This window comes from Kitasatospora sp. NPDC004799 (assembly GCF_040609095.1).
In the GTDB taxonomy this organism is placed as follows: domain Bacteria; phylum Actinomycetota; class Actinomycetes; order Streptomycetales; family Streptomycetaceae; genus Kitasatospora.
Window position 1 is genome coordinate 1 of sequence record NZ_JBEXJK010000026.1, and the last position, 21246, is coordinate 21246.

General features: G+C 74.8%; 18 protein-coding genes. 7 read left to right on the plus strand and 11 right to left on the minus strand.

Annotation, left to right across the window (positions count from 1 at the left end):
- Positions 1-88: 88 nt before the first annotated feature.
- The 9 genes from ABZW03_RS05965 to ABZW03_RS06005 form a co-directional block, all read right to left on the minus strand.
- The gene (locus tag ABZW03_RS05965) at positions 89-1336 is read right to left on the minus strand and encodes a type III PLP-dependent enzyme (protein WP_355252864.1); all 1248 of its coding nucleotides are present in this window, start codon (positions 1334-1336) and stop codon (positions 89-91) included.
- Positions 1333-3147, minus strand: a complete 1815-nt coding sequence (locus ABZW03_RS05970; protein ID WP_355252867.1) for an IucA/IucC family protein — start codon at positions 3145-3147, stop codon at positions 1333-1335. Before ABZW03_RS05970 ends, ABZW03_RS05965 begins: the two co-directional genes overlap by 4 nt.
- Entirely contained in the window at positions 3144-4361 is a 1218-nt protein-coding gene (locus tag ABZW03_RS05975) for an MFS transporter (protein WP_355252956.1), read from the minus strand. The genes ABZW03_RS05970 and ABZW03_RS05975 overlap by 4 nt, the downstream gene beginning before the upstream one ends.
- 2 nt (positions 4362-4363) lie before the next feature.
- Positions 4364-6049, minus strand: coding sequence for an IucA/IucC family protein (locus ABZW03_RS05980; RefSeq protein WP_355252959.1), 1686 nt, complete (start codon positions 6047-6049; stop codon positions 4364-4366).
- An 80-nt stretch (positions 6050-6129) separates the two neighbouring features.
- The gene (locus ABZW03_RS05985) at positions 6130-7356 is read right to left on the minus strand and encodes an ATP-grasp domain-containing protein (RefSeq protein ID WP_355252870.1); all 1227 of its coding nucleotides are present in this window, start codon (positions 7354-7356) and stop codon (positions 6130-6132) included.
- 117 nt (positions 7357-7473) lie between these two features.
- Entirely contained in the window at positions 7474-8478 is a 1005-nt protein-coding gene (locus ABZW03_RS05990; RefSeq protein ID WP_355252873.1) for an iron-siderophore ABC transporter substrate-binding protein, read from the minus strand.
- 88 nt (positions 8479-8566) lie between these two features.
- Positions 8567-9469 carry an ABC transporter ATP-binding protein gene (locus tag ABZW03_RS05995; RefSeq protein WP_355252875.1) on the minus strand — a complete coding sequence of 301 codons (903 nt, stop codon included), beginning with the start codon at positions 9467-9469 and terminating at the stop codon, positions 8567-8569.
- Positions 9469-10437 (minus strand): iron ABC transporter permease, encoded by a 969-nt coding sequence (locus ABZW03_RS06000; protein ID WP_355252962.1) that lies wholly within the window; start codon positions 10435-10437, stop codon positions 9469-9471. Before ABZW03_RS06000 ends, ABZW03_RS05995 begins: the two co-directional genes overlap by 1 nt.
- A gap of 62 nt (positions 10438-10499) precedes the next feature.
- Positions 10500-11465: an iron ABC transporter permease gene (locus tag ABZW03_RS06005; protein ID WP_355252965.1), complete on the minus strand. Its 966-nt coding sequence runs from the start codon at positions 11463-11465 to the stop codon at positions 10500-10502.
- Between the two features lie 239 nt (positions 11466-11704).
- Here ABZW03_RS06005 and ABZW03_RS06010 point away from each other — a divergent pair, with 239 nt between their 5' ends.
- The 7 genes from ABZW03_RS06010 to ABZW03_RS06040 all read left to right on the plus strand — a co-directional run bounded on the left by ABZW03_RS06010 (position 11705) and on the right by ABZW03_RS06040 (position 19290).
- Positions 11705-12529: a (2Fe-2S)-binding protein gene (locus ABZW03_RS06010; protein ID WP_355252878.1), complete on the plus strand. Its 825-nt coding sequence runs from the start codon at positions 11705-11707 to the stop codon at positions 12527-12529.
- 66 nt (positions 12530-12595) lie between these two features.
- Positions 12596-12997: a VOC family protein gene (locus ABZW03_RS06015; protein ID WP_355252881.1), complete on the plus strand. Its 402-nt coding sequence runs from the start codon at positions 12596-12598 to the stop codon at positions 12995-12997.
- A gap of 189 nt (positions 12998-13186) precedes the next feature.
- The gene (locus ABZW03_RS06020) at positions 13187-13945 is read left to right on the plus strand and encodes a dienelactone hydrolase family protein (protein WP_355252884.1); all 759 of its coding nucleotides are present in this window, start codon (positions 13187-13189) and stop codon (positions 13943-13945) included.
- A gap of 141 nt (positions 13946-14086) precedes the next feature.
- A complete protein-coding gene (locus ABZW03_RS06025; RefSeq protein WP_355252887.1) occupies positions 14087-15028 on the plus strand; it encodes an alpha/beta hydrolase in 942 nt (313 codons plus the stop codon).
- Positions 15029-15142: 114 nt separating this feature from the next.
- A complete protein-coding gene (locus ABZW03_RS06030) occupies positions 15143-17194 on the plus strand; it encodes a protein kinase (RefSeq protein ID WP_355252890.1) in 2052 nt (683 codons plus the stop codon).
- A 129-nt stretch (positions 17195-17323) separates the two neighbouring features.
- The gene (locus ABZW03_RS06035; RefSeq protein WP_355252968.1) at positions 17324-17956 is read left to right on the plus strand and encodes a GNAT family protein; all 633 of its coding nucleotides are present in this window, start codon (positions 17324-17326) and stop codon (positions 17954-17956) included.
- A gap of 422 nt (positions 17957-18378) precedes the next feature.
- Positions 18379-19290, plus strand: coding sequence for a CPBP family intramembrane glutamic endopeptidase (locus ABZW03_RS06040; protein WP_355252892.1), 912 nt, complete (start codon positions 18379-18381; stop codon positions 19288-19290).
- Positions 19291-19397: 107 nt separating this feature from the next.
- Here ABZW03_RS06040 and ABZW03_RS06045 read toward each other — a convergent pair whose 3' ends face one another.
- On the minus strand, positions 19398-20375 hold the full coding sequence (locus ABZW03_RS06045) for an iron-siderophore ABC transporter substrate-binding protein (protein WP_355252895.1): 978 nt from the start codon (positions 20373-20375) through the stop codon (positions 19398-19400).
- A gap of 59 nt (positions 20376-20434) precedes the next feature.
- Positions 20435-21211: a MerR family transcriptional regulator gene (locus ABZW03_RS06050; protein WP_355252898.1), complete on the minus strand. Its 777-nt coding sequence runs from the start codon at positions 21209-21211 to the stop codon at positions 20435-20437.
- Positions 21212-21246 lie beyond the last annotated feature (35 nt).

Sequence of the window (21246 nt, forward strand, 5' to 3'; positions counted from 1 at the left end):
GGTAACAGATGACAGCTGACAGATTTCGAAATCTGTCAGCTGTCATCTGTTACCTGTTACTCGTCGGCCTACCGCCCCGCGCCGCCCCTCACGCCTCCGCCGCGCCCGGCCCGTCGCCGTCCAGGTAGTGGAAGCCCGGGCGAGGGTGCATCAGGAACTCGTGGTGCGAGATGTTCCACGCGTACGCGCCCGCCATCGCGAACAGCACGCGGTCGCCCGAGCGCAGCCCGTCCGCGCCCTCGGCCGCGTGGGCGAGGACGTCCTTCGGGGTGCACAGCTGCCCGGCCAGGGTGGCCCGGCCGGTGGTGACGGCGGGGCGCGGCCACGGGTGCGGCCAGGCGTCCACCGGGAGCACCGCGAAGGGCTGGGAGTGCCCCCGGGTCGCGGGCGTGCGCAGGTGGTGGGTGCCGCCGCGGACCACCGCGAAGTCCTCGCCGTGGCTCGCCTTCACGTCCAGCACCTCGGTCGCGTACCAGCCGCAGTAGGCGGTCAGCGCCCGGCCCGGCTCGATCCGCAGGGTCAGCCCCGGGTGGGCGTCGAGCAGCTTCGCCAGGCCCTCGCCGAAGGCCGTCCAGTCGAAGCGGGCGGACGGGTCCGCGTAGTCCACGGCCATCCCGCCGCCGATGTTGACCTCGGTCAGCGGGAAGCCGTGCCGCTCGGCCAGGGCGGCGGACCAGGCGACGATCCGGGCCGCGACCGACAGCTGCTCCGCCGCCGCGAGCCCGCTGGCCAGGTGGGCGTGCACGCCGCGCAGCCGCAGCCGCCGCCCCAGCGGAGCGCCGTCGGCGAGCAGCCGGACGCACTCCTCGGCCCGGTCCGGGTCCAGCCCGAACGGTGTCGGGCGGCCGCCCATGGCGAGCGGCACCGCGTCGAGCGCCTCGGTCTCGACCGCCAGGTTGACCCGCAGCAGCACGTCCACGACCGTGCCCGGCCGGTCCGCCAGGACGGCGGCCAGCCGGTGCAGCTCCTGCTCGCTCTCGACGTGCCAGCGGTGCACCCCGGCGTCCACCGCCGCGGTGATCTCGGCCGGGGTCTTGCCCGGGCCGCCGAAGGCCAGCGGCGCGTCCGGCACGGCGGCCCGGACGTGCGCCAACTCCCCGCCGCTGGAGACCTCGTAGCCGTCCACCGCCGAGCGCAGTGCGGTCAGCAGCGGCGCCTCCGGGTTGGCCTTGGCGGCGTAGTACAGCTCGACCCGCTCGGGCAGTGCGGCCCGGACGGCGGCGGCGTGCGCCCGCAGCGCCGCCAGGTCGTAGACGTAGGCGGGCAGTTCGTCGGGTGCGAGGCCGGCGGTGAAGCCGCGGACGGCTCCGGTCGGCCGGTCGGTCTCGGTCGTCATCGGGCGGTGCTCCCGGCGGGAAGGCGGACGGGCGTGCGGACGGGAATGCGGGCGGCCTCGGCGAGGACGGAGCCGGCCAGCGGGGAGGGCAGCCGGACGTAGCCGGCCTCGCGGTCGGCCTTGCGCTCCCAGCGGGTCAGCAGGTTGGCCTTGGCGGGCAGTGGGACGCCGGCCAGCAGCGCGCGCAGCCGGGGCGGGCAGCCGTGCGCGGCGGCGTACTCCTCCAGGGTGTCCCGGACGGTCTGCCAGAGCGCGCACTCCAGCTCGGGGTGGCGGTCGGCGAGCGCGGCGAGCAGTTCGGCGACGTGGTTGACCAGCAGGCAGTAGACCACCCGGTCCCAGCCGCGCTCCGCGTCGTAGGTCATCGGTCCGGCCACCTCGGGCGGGAGCGCGGCGAGGATGCCGGCGTTCTGCTCGGGGACGAGCTTGGTGCCCTCCAGGTCGCGGAAGAGCACCTGGACGGGGCGCCCGGCCGGGTCCACGCCGATCAGCACGTTCTGCAGGTGCGGTTCGAGCACCACGCCGTGGTCGAAGTAGGCGGCCAGGACCGGCGGGACGAGCAGTCGCAGGTAGTCGCGCCACCAGTCGAGCGCCGCCGTGCCGTCCGAACTCCCTTCCAGCAGCCGGGAGATGTGCGCCGAGCTGGTCGGGTGCTCGTCGGCGACGGCGGCCGCGAGCAGCGGGGTGACGCCGGGCCGCAGCACACCGCCGAAGCCCTCCCGGACGATCAGGCCGAAGCCCTCGTACAGCGCCCGGTCGGGGTGTCCGTCGGCACCGGGCAGGGCGAGGGTGCGGAAGGCCGGTTCGCGCAGCACGGCCGAGTCGGGGAAGCGCCGGGCGAGGTCGGCCAGCGCCGGGGCGAGCAGCCGGGTGAGCGCGACGGCGCCGGTGAGCTCGTAAGCGGCGTTCTTGCGCAGGCAGTTGGTGATGCGGACGTTCAGGCTGAACTTGAGGAAGGCGTCGGCGCCGTGCAGGGTGCGCACCGAGGCGGTCGCGGTGAACGGCTCGCCGCGCGGTCCCAGGTCGAGGATGTCGCCCCGGTCCAGGGCGGCGCGCAACAGCGGGTGGTCGCCGATGAGTCGGTACTGCCACGGGTGGGCGGGCAGCAGCCGGTAGCCGTCCGGCACCTCGCCGAGCCCGTCCAGCAGGGCGGTCACGTTCCGGTCCGCCGACTCCTCGGCCAGCAGGTCGGCGCGGACGGCGAGGTGGCGCAGCGGGAAGGCGGCGCGGGACTCGGGGGCGTAGCCGCGCCAGTCGCCACGGGCCGCGGAACGGGACTTGGGGGCCGGGTGGAAGCGGTGGCCGAACAGCAGGGCCTGCTCGGACTCCAGGTAGCGGTCGGGTCCGGCGGCCGGCCGGCCGTCCAGGCCCTGGCGGACGCCGTGGTGGCTGGAGGCGACCTGGTCGAGGAACTCCTCGTTCACCGTGCCGGTCCGCAGCTCCAGTTCGTGCTGGGCGTACTCGGCCAACTCATGCCAGCCCAACTCGGCCCAGCCGCCGTCCCGTTCGACCTCGACCGGTCCGGTGAAGCGGTGCGCGCCGAGCAGCGAGGTGCGGCGCAGGGCGACCCGCAGCAGGGCGCCGCGGCGCGGCAGGCGCAGCAGCAGCCGGCCCTCGTCGGCGGCGGTCTGGTGCTCGGGCGCGGAGACCTCGCGCAGCAGGCAGTTCAGCAGGGTGTGGGCCACCGCGTCGTCGGCGGTGGGCAGTTCCCCGGTACCGCCGCCGCGTCGGCCGCCGGCGTCGACGGATCGGCCGGTGGTGTCGCGGAGTTCGTCGGTCCTGGGCGAGTGGGTGGACTGCTCGGGGGTCATCGGCGACTCCAGCGCTGGCGGAGGGACGGGAGGGTGAGGGTGGTGGCCGCGGCGGCGGCCAGCAGGGCGGCGGCGGTTCCGGCCACCACGGGGGCGGCGGCGCCGAACCGGCCGTTGGCCAGCGCGGCGACGGCGCCGGCGGCGACGGCGCCACCCTTGGAGACGAGTTCGAGGGTGCCGAACATCCGCCCGGGCTGGCGCCCGTGGGCGGCTCCGGCGGCGAGCACGGAGAGGCAGACCAGCCCCAGCGTGAGCCCGGTCCCGAGCAGCAGCCGGACGGCGACGAACACGGGCAGCGAGTACGCCACCGCGTGCCCGGCCAGGCCGAGCGCGACGAAGCCGAAGCCGAGCGCGATGCCGGTGTGCGGGCGGGAGTGGAACACGGTGTGGGTGCGGGCGGCGAACACCAGGTAGCAGAGGTGCGGCAGGGCGAACAGCACGCCGGTGGTGGTGCCGTCCACGCCGGGCAGGCGCTGCTCGGCGAGGGCGATCAGGTACGGGAAGGAGATGACCGTCGCGAAGACGAAGGCGAACTCGAAGGCGTAGAGCGGCAGCAGCGACACCGGGGCGGTCCGCTCGGCCGGCCGGCCGTCGGCGGTCGCCGCGGCCTCGGGGCGCTCCGGCTCGGGCAGCAGGGCGAGGAACACCGCCGCGGCGAGCGGGAGTACGGCCATCACCAGGTACTGGCGGTGCGGGTCGATCCACGGGGAGAGCGCCCCGACCAGGATCGGCGCCGCCACCAGCGCCGCCCGCGCGCTGCCCTGCATCAGGGTCAGGGCGCGGGAGAGCCGGGGGCCGTCGAGCGCGGCGGCCAGGTAGCCGTTGGTGGCGGCGAAGGTGCCGCCGAGGAAGCCCTGGAGGACCAGCGCGAGGGTGAACGCGGTCAGGCTGTCGGCGGCCCCGGCCAGCAGGAACGAGACGGTGAGCCCGAGTTGGGCGCGCAGTAGCAGCCGCTTGCGGCCGAAACGGTCGGCCAGTCGGCCCCACAGCGGTGCGCCGAGCGCGCTGAACACCGTCGGGACGATGTACAGCACACCGGCCCAGCGGGCCTCCGGGTCGCCGAGGGCGGGCAGGATCGCGGTCAGGTAGGGCGGCAGGCCGAGCGCGGCGAAGGAGGCGACGAAGTAGCAGGCCGCGACGGCGTGCACCTGGCGCCGGCCGAGCCCGCCGGAGCGCTCGGCCGAGGGCGGCGACTGCTGCGGCAGGGTCTCCACGCTCACCGGGCGGTCCCGTCCGTGCGCAGGTAGTTGGGCCCGCTGGTGTAGTGCTTGTTGATGTCGGCGGCGCCCGAGCGCTGCTTGCTGAGCAGCGTCCCGGCGGTGACCATGGCCTTGACCGGGAGCCGCTCGGCGTCCAGCAGCGCGGCGCGCAGCGGTTCGCCCACCGGCCCGAGGCGCTCCACGGCCTCCGCCGTGCGCTTGCGCAACAGGGCCAGGGTGTCCGCGAGTTCGGCCCGGCCCTGGTCGGCGAGCCCGAAGGCGAGGGCGCCGGTGCACAGGTGGCCGGTGATGGTGGCGAACAGGTCGGTGAGCGCCCGGTCGTCCTCGCCGAAGATCCGGGCGTCGTCGAACTCATCCTGGGAGGGGGCGAGTTCACCGAGCGAGGCGGTCATCCGGGCGGTGTGTACGCGCGGTCCGTCGTCGTCCTTGTAGAGCAGCCGCAGGCCGTCCCGGTCGAGTACCAGGGAGGTGTTCTGCTGGTGCGACTCCAGGGCGACGCCGTGGCCGAACAGCGTGGTCTGCCAGTCGAGCAGCAGCTCCAGCAGGGCGTCGTAGCAGGCCAGGACGGAGCCGCCGTGGTAGCGGTCGGCGAGGTGGTCGATGACGAGCCGGCCGCCGGGCGCGGGGGCCAGCAGGGCGGCCAGCGGAACGGTCGCGGACTGCTCCAGCCCGGCCGGGTACCGGCGCAGCAGGACGGCCAGCAGCTCGTGTCCGGCGTGCGCCCAGGACTGCTCGTCGGCGTGCAGGACGCGGCCGGCGAAGCGCGGCTCGCGCGCCAGCACGGCCTCGATCAGCCGCTGGCCGGCCGCGCCGTCGAGCAGCGTGCCGGGCTTGATGGTGCGGCGGTTGAGCCGGCCCAGGGTGGCGGTGGCGAGCGGGAGCTTGAGGTGGCAGGCGGGGTCGTCGGCGACGGCGACGGTGCGCATGGACAGCGTCGGGACGACGGTCAGGTACGGCCGCTCGGCGAGCACCGCGCGGCCGGCCAGGCCGGTGGCGGCCAGCGCCTCGTCCAGCGGTGCGCCGACGGTGAGCGGGTGGACCGGCAGGGTGGCCCAGCCGTCGCCCGGGCACCGGTCGGCGAGGCCGAGCCAGGCCGGGGTGGGCCACCAGCTCGGCAGCGGCCGCTCGCCGTGGACGGTCAGCGCGCCGGCCGGCACGGCCAGCCAGCGCAGTTCGAAGGCGGAGTGGAACTCGGGTGCGTAGGCGCGTAGTTGGGGTTCGGTGAGGCCGGACCGGCCGCGTGCGGTGGGGTAGACCGGGTGGTCGAGGTAGGCGGCCAGGGCGTCGTGGCCGAGGGCGGCGGCGGGGCCGGTCCAGTCGGCCGGGTCCGCGCCGTACAGGTCGGCGAGCCGGTCGTGCACCTCGGGGCGGACCCGCTCGTGCAGGTCCATGGTGGCGAGGGTCTGCCGGCACTCCTCGGCGAAGGCCGCCCAGCCGGGCCGGTCCTCGGCCTCGGCCGACTCGGCGAGCGCGGCCACGACCGGCTCCGGGCCGGTGAGCCGCCGACCGGCCAGCTCCAGCAGCGGCAGCCGGGCCGCGTACTCGCACTGGAAGCCCTCCGGGCGTACCGGCAGGGCGAGTTGCAGCTCGGGGACGGTCAGCCAGGGGCCGTCGGCGCGGTCCTCGACCGTGCCGCGGGTGCGCAGGCCGAGGACGTCCTCGCGCAGCAGGGCGGAGAGCACGCGCAGGGTGAGCTGCTCGGCCGCGGGCGTCGGCTGCGCGGTGTCGGCCGCATCGGTGGCGGCGGTCCGGTCTGCGGCGGTCACGGGGTGATCTCCCAGCGGTTGGCGGCGAGGAAGCGGGCGGCGGCGGCGTCCACCGCGTCCTGGTCGGCGCCGATCGTCCAGACGACGCCCAGGTAGTCGCGGTTGGTGCGGTAGTGCTCGTGGCGCTCGCCGAGCGGGCGCAGCGGGCGGTAGGCGAGCCGGACGCCGTCGCGCTCCTCGTCGTACGGGCCGGGGGCGGCGGTGAGGACGCCGGACCGGTCGGCGCAGACCACCTCGTTGCGGGCCCGGCGGGGGGTCGCGGCGCACCGCTCGGCGAGGTCGGCGGGCAGCTCGCGGCCCAGGTGGACGCCGAGGACGAGCTCGAACAGGGGGATGTCGAGGATCTCGGCCAGCATCAGGTCGCACTGGTCGCCGAGGGCGCGGTAGTTGACCTCGATGATGCGGGCGCGGCCGTCCGCCTGGACCACGAACTCGGTGTGGCAGATGCCCAATCCGACGCCGAGCGCGTCGAGTTGGGCGAGCACCTGGTCGACCACCGGCTGCGGGTGGGCCGGGACGAAGGTGAGCACCTCCTCGATGAAGTCCGGCGGCGGGGAGAGCCGGGTGCGGAAGCCGCCGAGGACGTGCCGCTGCCGGCCGTCGCCGAGGGTCTCCAGGGTGCACAGCTGCCCGGCCAGGAACTCCTCGACCACCAGGGTGGCGCCGGCCCTGCGGTGCTGGATCTCCTTGCAGCGCTGGGCGAGTTCGGCGGCGTCGGCGACCAGGGTGACGTCCTCGCTGGCCACTCCCTCGCGGGGCTTGACCACGCAGGGGAACGGCACGTCCAGCTCGGCCGGGTCCTGGCCGGGGGCCAGTTCGGCGGACCGGACGGTGTCCAGGCCGGTCAGCGCGAGGTGGCGGCGCAGCTGGCCCTTGTCCTTGGCGCGCAGTGCGGCCTTCCAGTCCTTGGCCGGGAGGCCGAAGTACTCGGCGGCCAGCGCGGTCTGGGTCTGGAGGTGGTCGCTGTTGCTGAACACCGCGTCGGGCGCGTGCTCCGGCGAGGCGAGGGCGCGGCGCGAGACGAGGCTGATGACGGCGCGGAAGTCGCGGACGTCGCACTCCAGGACCTCGGGTGCGGGGAACGGCAGCTCGGCGTAGGCCCGTCGGTGGGCGTCGGCGCCGTCGGTCAGGACGGTGACGTCGAGCCCGAGCCGGGCGGCGGCGGGCAGGAAGCCGGAGGTGACGGAGTCGGTCGGATTGAGCGCGAGCAGGTAGAGCCGCATGGAGGGTCCTCGGAGAGTTGCGGAGGAGAGAGGGCGAACAGATGACAGCTGACAACTTTTGAAATCTGTCATCTGACATCCGTCGTCTGTCATCTGTTCGCCCCGGCTGTCGGGCGGTTACTTCGGCGCGTCCACGCCCGCGGCCTTGGCGATGTCGCCGAGCATCGCGTCGGCGGCCTGGACGCCGATGCCGGACATCCAGGTCTCGTCCGGGACGTTGAACACCTTGTTGTTCTTGACGGCGTTCAGGCCCTGCCAGACCGGGGTCTGCTGGACCTCGCTCTCCTTGGTCTTGCTCGGGTCGTCGGCGGTGGTCACGAACACCAGGTCGGCGTCGGCCTGGTTGATCTGCTCGGCGCTGACCTCGACGATGTTCTGGTCCACGTCCTGCGAGGCCGGGCGGGCCAGGCCGACGTCCTTGAGCACCACGCCGCTGTAGGAGGACTTGGCGTACAGGCGGGTCGGGCCGGCCACGAAGCGGACCACCGAGGCCGTCGGCATGGTCCCGTTGTTCTTCGCCTTGATCGCCTCGCCGAGCTTCTTCGCCCGCGCCTCGTAGTCGGCCAGCGCCTTCTTGGCGTCGTCCTCCTTGCCGAGCGCCTGGGCGTACAGCGCGAGGTTCTCCTTCCACGGGAAGCCCGTGGTCTCGGCCAGCACGGTCGGGGCGATCGCGTTCAGCTGGTCGTACACCTTGGCGTGGCGGACCTTGGAGGAGAGGATCAGGTCGGGCTTGAGGGAGGCGATCAGCTCCAGGTTCGGCTCGTTCATCGGGCCGACGTCCTTGGTGTCCTTGATCTTGTCCTTGAGGTAGTTCGGGAACCCGCCCTCGGTCTTCATGTGCGGGGACACCGCGCCGACCGGAGTGATGCCGAGCAGCGTGACGTCGTCCAGCTCGCCGCTGTCCAGGACCACGACGCGCTTGGGCCGGCTCTTGATCTCGGCCGTTCCGGCGGCGTGCTTGACGCTGCGCGGGAACCCGGCGGCGGTGCCGGCCGAGGCGGAGGACGCGGCCGAGGCGGAGTCGCCGCCCGACTTGGCACCGTCCCCGTTGCTGCCGCAGGCGGCGAGCAGGGTGGTCGAGAGGGCGACGGCGAGGACGGCGACAGGGAGTCGGCGGTTCATCGGGATTCCTTGGATCGGGTCGAACACGGGGACGGGGAAGGGGGCACGGGAACGGGGACGGAACGGGGGAGTCCGGCGGAACGGGAGGTCACGGGGCGTCGGACGGGGTGGCACCGCCGCGTCTGCGGGCCCGCGGCACGACCAGCGGCGTGCCGGTCTCCGGGTCGGGCACGACCCGGCACGGCACCTGGAAGACGGTCTCCACCAGCTCCGCCGTCAGCACCTCCGACGGCGGACCGGCGGCCGCGAGCCGTCCGTCCTTGAGCACCACCAGGTGGTCGGCGTACCGGGCGGCCTGCCCGAGGTCGTGCAGCACCATCACGACGGTGCGCCCGGCCTCGGCGTGCAGGTCGGCGACCAGGTCGAGGACGTCCAGCTGGTGGCGCAGGTCCAGGAAGGTGGTCGGCTCGTCCAGCAGCAGCAGGTCGGTCTCCTGGGCGAGCGCGAGCGCGATCCAGACCCGCTGGCGCTGCCCGCCGGAGAGCCGGTCCACCTGGCGGTCGCGCAGCTCGGCGGTGCCGGTGCGCCGCAGCGCCTCCTCGACCGCGGCCTGGTCCGCCTTGGACCACGGGCTGAGCATCCGCTGGTGCGGGTAGCGCCCGAGGCGCACCAGCGCCTCGACGGTGACGGCCTCCGGGGTGACCGGCTGCTGCGGCAGCAGGCCCATCCGCTTGGCGAGCGCCCGGGCGGGCATCCGGTGGATGTCGGCGCCGTCCAGGGTGACCGTCCCGGCGGCCGGGTCGAGCAGCCGGACCAGCCCGCGCAGCAGCGTCGACTTGCCGCAGGCGTTCGGCCCGACGATCGCGGTGACGGCGTTGCCGGGCAGTTCGAGGTCGAGCCCGTCCACGATGGTCCGGTCGCCGTAGCGCAGGTCGAGCCCCCGGGCGGCGAGCCGGTTCGCGGCGGCATCCGCGGCGGTATCCGCGGCGGCACCCGCGGTGGCGCCGGAGGCCGTACCGGAGGCCACGGCGGTCGTCTCGACGGAGGTCATCAGCTGCTCCTCTGGGGAAGCCGGCCCTGGCGGATCATCAGCACCAGGAGCCAGGGCGCGCCGAGGGTGGCGGTGACGGCACCGACCGGCAGGCCGTGGACGGGGATCACGTGCAGCACGAGGAGGTCGGCGGAGAGCAGCAGCACGGCGCCGGTGAGCGCGGTGAGGCCGAGCGTGCCGAGGGTGGGCGGCCCGGCGAGCAGCCGCACCAGGTGCGGGACGGCGAGCGCGACGAAGGCGACCGGCCCGGTGAGCGCGGCGGCCAGCGAGGCCAGGGTGATGGTGAGCAGCAGCAGCCAGAGCCGGTCCCGGGCCGGGTTGAGGCCGAGGCCGCCGGCCGAGTCGTCGCCGAGGTCGAGCACGGCCACCCGCCGCTGGCAGAGCAGCAGGCCGACGGCGGTCAGCGCGATGGCGGTGCCGCCGATCCACACCTCGGTCCAGTTGCGGCCGTAGAGCGAGCCGGTGGTCCACTGCAGCGCGGAGGAGGCCAGCTCGGCCGGGAACCGTACGATCATCAGGTTCACGGCGGCGGCCAGACCCTGCTGGACGGCCAGGCCGACCAGCACCAGCCGGGTGACGGCCATCTTGGAGCGCCAGGCGAAGCCTCCGAGCAGCAGCGCCGCGAGCAGTCCGCCGCCGACCGCGGCCAGCGGGACCAGCTGTTGGGAGGCGCCGGAGGCGAGCATCAGCACCGCGCCGAAGGAGGCGCCGCCGGTGATGCCGATGGTGTCGGGGGCGGCCAGCGGATTGCGGAACAGCCGCTGGAGCATCGAGCCGGCCATCGCCAGCCCGGCGCCCGCGATCAGCGCCGAAACCACCCGGGGCGCGCGGAACTGCTGCACCACCAGGACGTCCCCGGGATCGCCCTGTCCGACCAGCGCGCGCAGCGCGTCCCAGGCGGAGATGCTGAGCTGCCCGGTGCCGAGCGCGATCCCGGTCAGCAGCACCAGCAGCGCGGCGGCCACCAGCGACCAGACGGCGGTACGGGCACGGCGGCGGGCGAGGGCCCGGACGGGCAGGGCGACGGCGGTCACTTGGCCACCTTGCGGGCCAGCACCGCGAGCAGCGGCGCGCCGAGGAACGCGGTCACGATGCCGACCTCGATCTCGGACGGGCGGACCACCAGCCGGCCGAGCACGTCGGCGGTGAGCAGCAGCAGCGGACCGGTGATCAGGCAGCCGGGCAGCAGCCAGCGGTGGTCGTTGCCGAGCAGCGGGCGGACCAGGTGCGGGGCGGCCAGTCCGATGAACGCCACCGGCCCGGCCACGGCGACCGCGCTGCCCGCGAGCAGCACCACGGCCAGCCCGCCGACCACCCGGATCCGGGCCACCGGCACGCCCAGCGCCTGCGCGGTCTCGTCACCGAGCGCCAGGGCGTTGAGCGCGGGCGCGATGACGAGGGCGCCGACCAGGCCGAGGCCGAGGAAGGGCAGCACGGGGGTGAGGGTGTCCAGGTGCCGTCCGGCGATCGAGCCGGCCAGCCAGAACCGGGCCTCGTCCAGGGTGCGGTGACTGGCCAGCATCAGCGCGGAGGTCCAGGAGGTGAGCACCACGGTGAGCACGGTGCCGCCGAGCGCCAGCCGGACCGGATCGAGGTCCCCGCCGCGCCGGGACATCGCGTACGCGGCGACGGCGGCGACGGCCGCCCCGGCGAAGGCGAACCAGATGTACTCGACCGGGCGGGTGAGCTCCAGCGTGTAGATCGCGGCGACCACGAAGAGGCTCGCCCCGGCGTTGATGCCGAGGGTGATCGGGGAGGCCAGCGGGTTGCGGGTGACGCCCTGGGCGACCGCCCCGGCGACGCCGAGCGCGGCCCCGACCGCCAGTCCGATGACCGTGCGCGGCACCCGAAGGCCCGTCACCACATCGGCGTCACCGCCGTGGGCGGCACCGGTGAGGGCGTCGACCACGGTGGAGAGCGGAATGGACCGGGAGCCCAGCGCGAGGCTCAGGGCGGCGCACAGCACGAGCGCACACGCACCGGCGAGCAGCAGCAGGGGCTGCCGGAGCGCCGGAGATCGGGGCGTTGCCGGGGCTGTGGGGGCCGGCGGGTCGGTTCTCAGCACGAAGAGACATCTTAGGTTAGGTTTACCTAAGCTCGTCAAGCTTCCGGTTGGTTCGACCGATTGGACCGATGAGCGGACCGGCGGGCTGGGCGTGGTCGCCGGGTGCCTTGATGCATTGTAAGGTGAGCCTCACCTTAATCGATCATGCAGAATCGATCGCGGGAGTGTCAATGGTTCCCGGAACACCCCTGTCCGTCGCGCCCTCGGCGTGTTCGGCGTCCGTCGCCTCCGCGGCGCTGGTGGCCGACTACCGGCGGCTGCTGGAGCTCTGCCCAGTGCTGGAGCTGCGTCTGCTCGACGCCGCCGAGCCCGACCCGAGCGCCGCCGACGGCTGGTACTCCGGAGCCGGAATCGCCGCCGACGAACGGGCGCTGGCCGCCGTCCTGGCCGGCGCCGAGACCCGCATCGCCGATGAGCACGGCCGTGCCCCGCGGCCGCACGTCACCGCCTCCCGGCTGCTCCACCACTACGCCTGGTCGGCCTGCCTGCTGATCGCCGGCCCCTGGCACCTCGCCCGGCGGGTCCCCGCCGTCGACCCCGCCGACCTCTGGCTGCACGCCCCCACCGGCGCGCTCGCCCTGCGCCCGCGCGGGTACGTCACCCTGCCCGGCGACGACGAGCTGCGCGCCGAACTGCGGGCGGCCGTGGTCGCGCACCACGGGCCGCTGCTCGCCGCCTTCGCCGGGCCCACCCGGCGCCGCGACCGCGCGCTCTGGGGCATGGTGACGGACGACCTGGCCTCCGCCGTCTGGTACCTCGGCCGGATGCTCGGCAAGGAGGACGCCTCCGTCGCCGCCGCCGAGGCCGTCCTGCCCGGCGGCACCCTGCCGCTCCCCGGCGGTGCCGACTTCCGCCGCCTGCACACCCCCGACGGGCGCGCCCACCACACCCGCACCCGGCTCGGCTGCTGCCTCTACTACGCGGTCGGGCCCGCCGCGACCGCCTGCCTCACCTGCCCGCGGACCTCCGACGAGGAGCGGCTGCGGCGGCTCTGACGGACCGTCCACAGCCCTGCGGCGAACCGTTGTTCGATGTCAGTGGCATCGGTTATGGTCGCCGGCATGATCGATTCCACTGTGCCGATCCGGATCGCCCGCCCCTCGCTCGACCTCGCGGCGGCCGAGCGCTTCTACGTCGGCGGCCTCGGCCTCTCCGTACTGTGGCGCAGCACCGCGCGGGTGCCCGGCAAGCACGACCTGCTGATGGTCGGCCCGTCCGGCGGCAGCTGGCACTTCGAGCTGACGTACGACCCGGAGCGGCCGATGGCGCCCACCCCGACGGTGGAGGACCTGTTCGTCGTCTACCTCGGGGCCCCGGTGGACGAGGCCCTGGTCGCCCGGCTGGAGGAGGCCGGCGGCACCCGGGTCGAGTCCCACAACCCGTACTGGGACGAGTACGGCGTGACGGTGGCCGACCCGGACGGCTACCGGCTGGTGCTCTGCTCCCGCAGCTGGGAGGCCTGAGCCGCCGTCATCAGGGGAGCGGGCCCGCTCCCGGAGCGCCCGGTGGGTGCGGGCCGGGGTGCGCGGACGGGCGTCGGCGGGCGCGGGTGAGGGCGCCGTGGGCGCAGGGCGGCGGAAGGGGCGTGGGCGTGGGCGGGCGGCGGGTGCACCGGTTACGCTGCCGGACGAGCCGATAAGGAGCCCCTCACCATGCCCGTGCGCGGAACCCTCGTGGAGATCCCGACGGCGGACGGCACCGCCGACGCCTACCTCGCCCACCCCGACGACGACCGGGCCCACCCGGGCGTCCTCCTCTACACGGACGCCTTCGGGCTCCGGCCGCACGTGAAGAGCTCGGCCGAGCGGCTCGCCGCGGCCGGGTACACCGTGCTCGTCCCCAACCTCTTCTACCGCGCCGGCCGCGCCCCGGTCTTCGACCTGCCGGAGCGCATCGACCTGGAGCAGGCCGACGAGCTCTTCGCCCGGATCGTCCCGCTGCTCGACGAGCTCACCCCCGAGGCGACCGACCGCGACGCGGACGCGTTCCTGGGCTGGCTCGCCGAGTCCCCGCTGGTCCAGGACGGCCCGGTCGGCCTGACCGGCTACTGCCGCGGAGCCCTGCTGGCGCTGCGCACGGCCGCGAGCCACCCGGACCGGATCGCCGCGGCGGCCGGCTTCCACGGCGGCGGCCTCGCCACCGAGAGCCCGGACAGCCCGCACCTGGGCGCCGGCCGGATCACCGCCGAGCTGTACTTCGGCCACGCGGACGACGACCCCGCGCTGCCGCCCGAGCAGATCGACCGGCTCGCCGTGGCCCTGACCGAGGCCGGCGTCCGGTACCGGGCGGAGGTCTACGCCGGCGCCCCGCACGGCTACACCCAAGCCGACACCAGCCGCTACGACGCGGCGGCCGCCGAGCGACACTGGGAGGCGCTGTTCGGCCTGCTGAAGCGGGCGCTGCCGGCCTGAGGCCGGAGCCCGGGCGGCCCGTCGGTCGGTCGGTCGACCGGTCGTTGACCGGACGACCTGCTGACGGGCCGGCCGTCAGCCCGTCAGGTGGAACCGGCCCCCGGGGGAGGGGTCGGACGACGGATCCAGGGGGGATCACTCGTGAACACCAGTCAGAGCGAGCGGCGGACGCCCGCCGGGCCGGGCCTGCGCAGCGTCCAGGCGGCCATCGCGCGGGCGCTCGGCGAGCACCTGCCCGGCGGCCTGCGCACCGGTGAACTGGACCGCGGCGGACGGGCGTTGCGCTGGGTGGAGGCGGGCCGGGGCGATGCCGTACCGGTGGTCCTGATCGCGGGCTGCGGCACCACGGCACTCAGCTGGTCGGCCGTCCTGCCCGAACTCGCCCGGTACGGACGGGTCGTGGCGTACGACCGGGCCGGGCTCGGCGCCAGCGCACCCGAGCGCGGAGCCGCCCCGTCCCTGGACGGCCAGATCGCCGACCTGGCCGCCCTGGTGCGGCACCTGGACGCCGGGCCGGCCCTCCTGGTCGGGCACAGCTGGGGCGGTCAGCTGGCCCAACTCCTGGCCTGGCAGCGGCCGGAGCTGGTGGCCGGACTGGTGCTGGTGGACCCGGGGCACGAGGAGTTCCAGCCGCTCTCCATCCGGGTCGCCGACGCGGTGCTGAACCGGCTGTGGATGCTCCGGACCGCGCCGGCACCCGCAGCGCCGCGGTCGACGTCGTCCGCACCGGCGACGCCGCTCGACCTGGCGGAGGCGGCCGTTGTCGCGCACCGCCACCAGCGGCGGGCCGTCCTCGCCGAGCAGCGGATGGCGGTTCGCGCGGTCCCCGAGATCCGGCGGCGCCGCTGCGCCGCCCGACCGCTCGGGATGCCGATGGCCGTCCTGAGCGCCACCCGGGGGCTGCCCGGGGCGATGCGCGGCCGCTGGACCGCGCTGCAGGCGTGCGTCGCGAGGAACGCCTCCCGGGCGACGCACGGCACCGTCCACGGCGCCGGTCACGTCATCCAGGCCGACCGTCCGCAGGCGGTGATCGCAACTGTCCGAGAAGTCGCCGATCATGCCCGATACTTCCTCAAGGCCTGACAATTGGTGCTCAATTCCTTTTCGGACCTGGGCTGCTGAGCCAGTGACACGCTCTGGCACACTGTGTGCCGACGACCCGGCGGGGCGGGGCGCGACACACGGGGGAGCAGGGGTATGAGCGGGGCGGGCACCGTGCTCGGCGGCCGGTACGAGCTGGTCGAGAAGATCGGCGGCGGCGCGATGGGCTCGGTCTGGAAGGCCGAGGACACCGTGCTGGCGCGGCAGGTCGCGGTCAAGATCCTCCGCTCGGAGCTGCTGGAGGACGACACCTCGGCCCAGCGCTTCCGCCGCGAGGCCCAGCTGGTCGCCGCGGTCGACCACCCCGGCGTGGTGGGCGTCCACGACTACGGGGAGAGCGGCGGCGACGGCGAGGAGCGCTGCGCCTACATCGTCATGGAGCTGATCGACGGGCGCCCGCTGGACCGGGTGCTCAAGGACGGCGGTCCGATGGGCGTCGAGCGCGCCCTCGACCTGGTCGCGGGCGCCCTGGACGCGCTGCACGCCGCGCACCTGCGGGAGATCGTGCACCGGGACGTCAAGCCGTCCAACCTGATGGTGCGCGCCGACGGGCGGGTGGCCATCACCGACTTCGGCATCGCCCGGGCGCTCGCCAGCACCAAGCTGACCGCCCCGTTCGCGATCATCGGCACCGCGCTCTACATGTCCCCGGAGCAGGCCGAGGGCGCGAACCTCGGGCCGGCCACCGACCTCTACTCGATCGGCGTGGTCTGCTACGAGCTGCTGGTCGGCGAGCCGCCGTACTCCGGTGACGGGCCGCTCCAGATCGCGCTCAAGCACGTCAACCAGCCGGTGCCGGAGCTGCCGGACACCTTCCCTGCGCCGGTGCGGGCGCTGGTCGCCCGGGCGCTGGCCAAGAAGCCCGAGGAGCGGTACGCGGACGCCGCCGAGATGGCGGCGGCGGCCCGTGCGGCGCTCGCGGGGGAGGGCGGCTCGGCGGGCGCCCCGGGGGCCGGGAAGGCCGGCGCGGCCGACCGCCGGACCATCCCGCTCCGGCCCGGTGCGGGCGCGGGGGCCGTGGACCCGGCGAAGGGCGGCGCCGTGGAACTGGGCAAGGGCGGTGGCTCGGGCCCGGCGAAGGGCGGTGCCGCGGAGCCCGGCAAGGGTGGTGCCGCGGACGTGGCCAAGGGCGGAGCCGTGGTGGCACCCGCCGCAGGCGGCGCCCCGGCACCGGACGAGGTCGCGAACGTGGAACCGCAGGCGCGGACCGAGCCCGGCCGCCGGCGGCCGCGGCGCACCCTGCTGGTGCCCGTCATCGTCCCCGTCGTCATCTCGATGGGCACGGCGACCGTCCTGCTGATCGACCGGGGCGCGGGCGACGGCTCCGGCGCCGCCCTGCCGCCCGCCGCCCCGCCGACCGTGGTGGTCACCGCCCCGGCCAACCCGGGTGCCACGGCGTCGGCGTCCGAGACCACCGCCGCACTTGCCACCCCGGCGCCGACCGACACCCCGGCGGCCACCCCGGCCCCCGGCCAGCCGACGCCCGGCGCCGCCCAGAACCAGCCGCAGGCGCCGGTCCCTCCGGGCACGGCCGCCGGTCAGGGCGGCGGCGGCGCGAGCGGCGGCTCGGGCGGCAGCCGGACCGGCGGAACGGGCACGGCCGCCGGCGGCTCCTCGGCCGGTCAGGCGCCCCAGCCCGGCGGCGGCAACCCGCCGCCCAACCCGCCCGCCGGCCAGAACCCGCAGCCCCCGGCCCAGACCACCACCAGCGGCACCACCGCTGCCCCGCAGAACCCGACCCGGCCCGCGTCCTGCGGCGGAACCAGCTGGAGCACCATCGTCAGCGTGAAGGACGGCCGCACGATCGGGATGCGCGACGACAACCTGAACGGCGACAACCCGATCGTGGTCGGCGGCCACGCGCAGTACGGCTGGGTGCGCTCGACCAACCCGGGTGCGTGGATCCTCTTCAACGCCTGCAACAACGGCGGCCCGCAGATGGTCCAGACGATGGACGGGAAGGTCGTCCTGAGCGGCGGCTTCAGCTTCCTCACCAACTGGACGCTCCGCACGGGGAGTTCGGCGGGTTCCTACACCTTCGGCGACTACCAGAACCAGGTCTGCATGACCAACAACGGCGCCGGCGGCGCGGTCACCATGGTCGCCTGCACCCCCGGCAACACCGCGCAGGAGTGGCGGCTGCAGTGACCGGCCCGGGCGGGGCGGAGGGTGTCCGAGGGGTGGAAAATCGCGGCGCGGAGGGGCCCGTGGCTGGAAAGCTGCCGGTGCCACCACCGTCGTCGTGAAGGAGGAGCCGTGGGCTCCGGTGCCGTCGCCATGCCGTTGCTCGAAGGACCGCTGCTGGAGGGGGAGTTCCTCCGGCTGGAGCCGCTGGAGCGCGGCCACGCGGCCGGTCTCGCGGCCGCCGCGGAGGAGGACCGCAGCGGCTACACGTACACCTGGGTGCCCTCGGCCGACGGCGTGGACGCCTATATCGACGCCCAGTTCGCGCGCCGGGAGGCCGGTCTGCTCGCCCCGTACGTGCAGGTGGACCGGGCTTCCGGCCGGGTGGTCGGGGCGACGGCGCTCTGGAACCCGCGCCGTCTGCCCGAGGACGGTTCGCTGTTCGCGATCGAGGTCGGGTTCACCTGGCTCGCGGCCTCCGCGCAGGGCACCGGGCTGAACACCGAGGCCAAGTACCTGTTGTTCCGGCACGCCTTCGAGGAACGGGGCGTCGGCCGGGTCGACCTCACGACCGACGCCCGCAACGGCCGTTCGCGGGCGGCGATCGCGAAGGCCGGGGCGACGTTCGAGGGTGTGCTGCGGAACTGGGCGCGGTCCTGGGCGCCGGGGGAGGCCGGGCGGCTGCGGGACTCGGCGGTCTTCTCGATCACGGACGAGGAGTGGCCGGCCTGCCGGGCCGGCCTGGAGCGGCGGCTCGCGGAGCTGCGGTCCCGGCGGCTGGGATGACGTCAGTGAACTAGCAGGCAACCACCCGTCAGACGAGCCGAGTACGGCCTGATCCGGGCGCGGGGCCGATGGAGCCCAGGGCCCGGAGCGGGGTGGGCCGCCCGGGCCTGGCGGGGTGCGGAGGCCCCGAGGGCCGTGGTGTGCCGGCCGGCGGGGAGTACGGCGGGGGCGACGGTGAGCGGACCACCGTCGCCCCCGCTGTGTGAGGCCTGACGATACGTCAATTCTCTTTCCTGTGCAGCTTCCGTGGTGGTTCATGGCGCGGGGAGTGGTGGTCGACGGAGCGCGGGGCGCGCGGTAGCACCTCCAGTCGGCCGCCGTACACCCAGAAAACTCGACCATCGGCGTGGTAGTGGACAACTCCCGGGACCGGTAGTGCACTTGGTTCCGGCGTGGACCTCCGGTTCCGTAGCGTCCCCGGCATGACGCTTCTGACACGAACCCCGCCGAGCGCCGCGCGGCGGCGCGGACTGCTGGTCTACCTGGTGCTCGCCTGTGCCGGGATGTGGGCGGCCATGACGCCGCTGCTCGCCGACGGCTACCGGCGCGCCGACGCCCGGGAGGAGGTCGGCACGCTGGAGCAGCTCTGCATCGGGGCCGCCATGCTGGCCCCGGCACTGGCGGCGCTGCTCGTGGTGCGCTTCGTCGAGCGCGGCGGTGCGGTGCGGGAGGCGCTGGCGCTGCGCCTGCCCCGGCCGTGGGCCCGGGCGGTTCGGGCCTGCCTGCTGCCGCTCGGGGTGCTCGGCGGACTGACGGCCGCGACGCTGGTGCTCGGTGCGCTGGTGGGCGGCTACCCGTTCGCCGGCTTCGGCTCGCTGGACGCGGGGCGGGTCGGATCGTGGGCAGTCCAGGGCCTGATCGGGATGGTGCTCTCGCTCCCGCTGTTCTTCGGTGAGGAGATCGGCTGGCAGGGCTTCCTGTTCCCCCGGCTGCTCCGGCCCGGGGGTGGCACGGCGGCGCTGGTGCGGGCGTACCTGCTCACCGGGACGGCCTTCGCGCTCTGGCACCTGCCGACGCTGCTGATGGGCGGGCAGTATCCGGGACGGCCCTGGTACCTGGCGGTGCCGGCGCTGACGGTGAGCTGTGTGCTCGTCCTGCCGGTCTTCACCTGGCTGAGGCTGCGCTCGGGGTCGGTGGTCCCGGCGGTGCTGGCGCACGCCTTCGCGAGCAGCATGAGCGTGTCGATGGTCCGGGAGTTCGCGGAACCGGACGCCGAGCTGGACCCGCTCACCATGTCGCTGGCGGGCTGGCCCGGCTGGATCGTACTCGGCGGCTTCGTGGCGTTCCTCGCGTGCACCGGTCGGCTGCGGCCGGGGCGGTACGCGCGGGGGTGACGGGCGGGCGGTGCGCGCGGCGGGCGGACGGGTGACGGATTTCAGATGACAGATTTCATCATCTGTCATCTGTTATCTGTCGTCTGAAACCTGTCGCCCGTCATCCGTCACCCACCGGCCGGCACCAGGTCCCTGCGGATCTCGTCCAGGATCAGCCCGGCCCCGGTGTAGCCGATGCCGAGCATCCACAGGTTGTCGTCCACCCGGAACACCCGCCCGCTGCGGACGGCGTCCAGGTTCTTCCAGAGCGCCCCCTCGGTGATCCTCCCCTGGTCGGACTTGGCCGCGTCCCCGTACACCGAGTAGAAGATGACGTCGGCCGCCGCCTGGTCCACCTGCTCGGGGCTGATCTCCATCGAGAACCCGGGCTTGTCCTGGTTGGCGGGCCGCCCGAGCCCGAGGTCCTTGAACAGCGAGCCGACGAAGGTGTCGTTCAGGTACAGCCTGGTCGGCGCGCCCGCCAGGAAGCGGGCCATCTCGACCCGGGTGGCCGCCGCCCTGGCCGGTCCGCCGAGCGCGGTGACCAGGTCCCGCAGCTTCGCCCGGTACGCCGCGTCCGCCGCGTCGGCCTCGGCCTGCCGGCCCAGCGCCTCGGCATGCAGCCGGACGTTCTCCTGCCAGGTCGGCCCGGTGGTCCTGGAGAGCACCGTCGGCGCGATCTTCGACAGCTCGTCGTACCGCTTGTCGTCGCGGACCCGGTTGCTCAGGATGAGGTCCGGCCGCAGTGCCGCGATCGCCTCCAGGCTGGGCTGGCCGATGGCCCCGACGGGCTTCGTCCCGGCCAGCCGCTCCGCTGGCAGATAGGCGGGGAAGGGCGCGCCCGCGGTGACGGTGGTCGCGCCGACCGGGCCGAGGCCGAGGGTGACCACCGAGTCCAGCGCGTCGGTGTCCAGGACCACCACCCGGCTCGCCCGCGCCGGCACGGTGCTCTCGCCGCGCGCGTGCCGGACCGTCCGGCTGCCGCCGGAGCCGGACGGACCGGCGCTCGGCGCCGTGGAGCCGGAGCCGCACGCGGTGAGCGCGAGCCCCGGGGCGAGTCCGGCGGCGAGGCCGAGAGCGGCGCGGCGGCTGAGCGGTCGGGGCATCGGCGGCACCTCCAACGTGCGGGCGGGGCGCCGGAATCCCTGCCCGCCCGGCGGCCCGGCTACGCCTCGGAACCGTTCTCCCGCCGCTGGCGCAGGAGTTCGGCGTACTCGACGTGCACCCGCCGGTCCATCGCGAGGGTGAACTGGGCGTCCGCGACCGTCCGCGCCAGCGGCCGCACCCGCAGGATGCGCTCGGTGAGCCGGGCCGCCTCGCCGGGCGGCAGCGGGGTGTCGGCGGCCAGGGCGCTGAGCAGGTGCTCGCTGACCACCTCGATGAAGATCTCGGCGATGGCGTCCACGTGCTCCTGGGTGCGCCGGCTGGCCTCCAGCACCACCGCCAGCGGAACCCCCTCCGCCACCAGCTCGGTGGTGGCGTCCATCAGCCGGCGGCTGACGTGGGTGACGCCGTCCTCCCCGACGGTGATGTAGCCCTGGGCGATCGACTCGGCGGTGTTCTCCTCGGTGAGCTGGTCGCCGAAGGCGGTCTTCAGCTCCTCCCAGTCCAGGTGCACCGGGGTCTCGTCGGACCACGGCGCGACGATCGCCGCCTCCAGCCCGATCAGTTCGGCGACGTCCCGCCCGCTCTCGCCGGCGCCGATCAGCTCGGCGATGCCGCCCAGGGTGTGGCCGCGTTCGAGGAGCTCGCCGATCATCCGCAGCCGGGCCAGGTGCTCCTCGCCGTACCAGGCGATGCGGCCCTCCTTGCGGGGCGGCTGCAGCAGTTTGCGCTCGCGGTAGAAGCGCAGGGTGCGGGTGGTGATGCCGGCGGCCTCGGCCAGTTCCTCCACCCGGTACTCGCGTTTTCTGTCGCCCGCAGCAGCTCTGACCTTGTCCACGGCGATCAGCATAGGACCGCCGGCTCGGAAGGCTC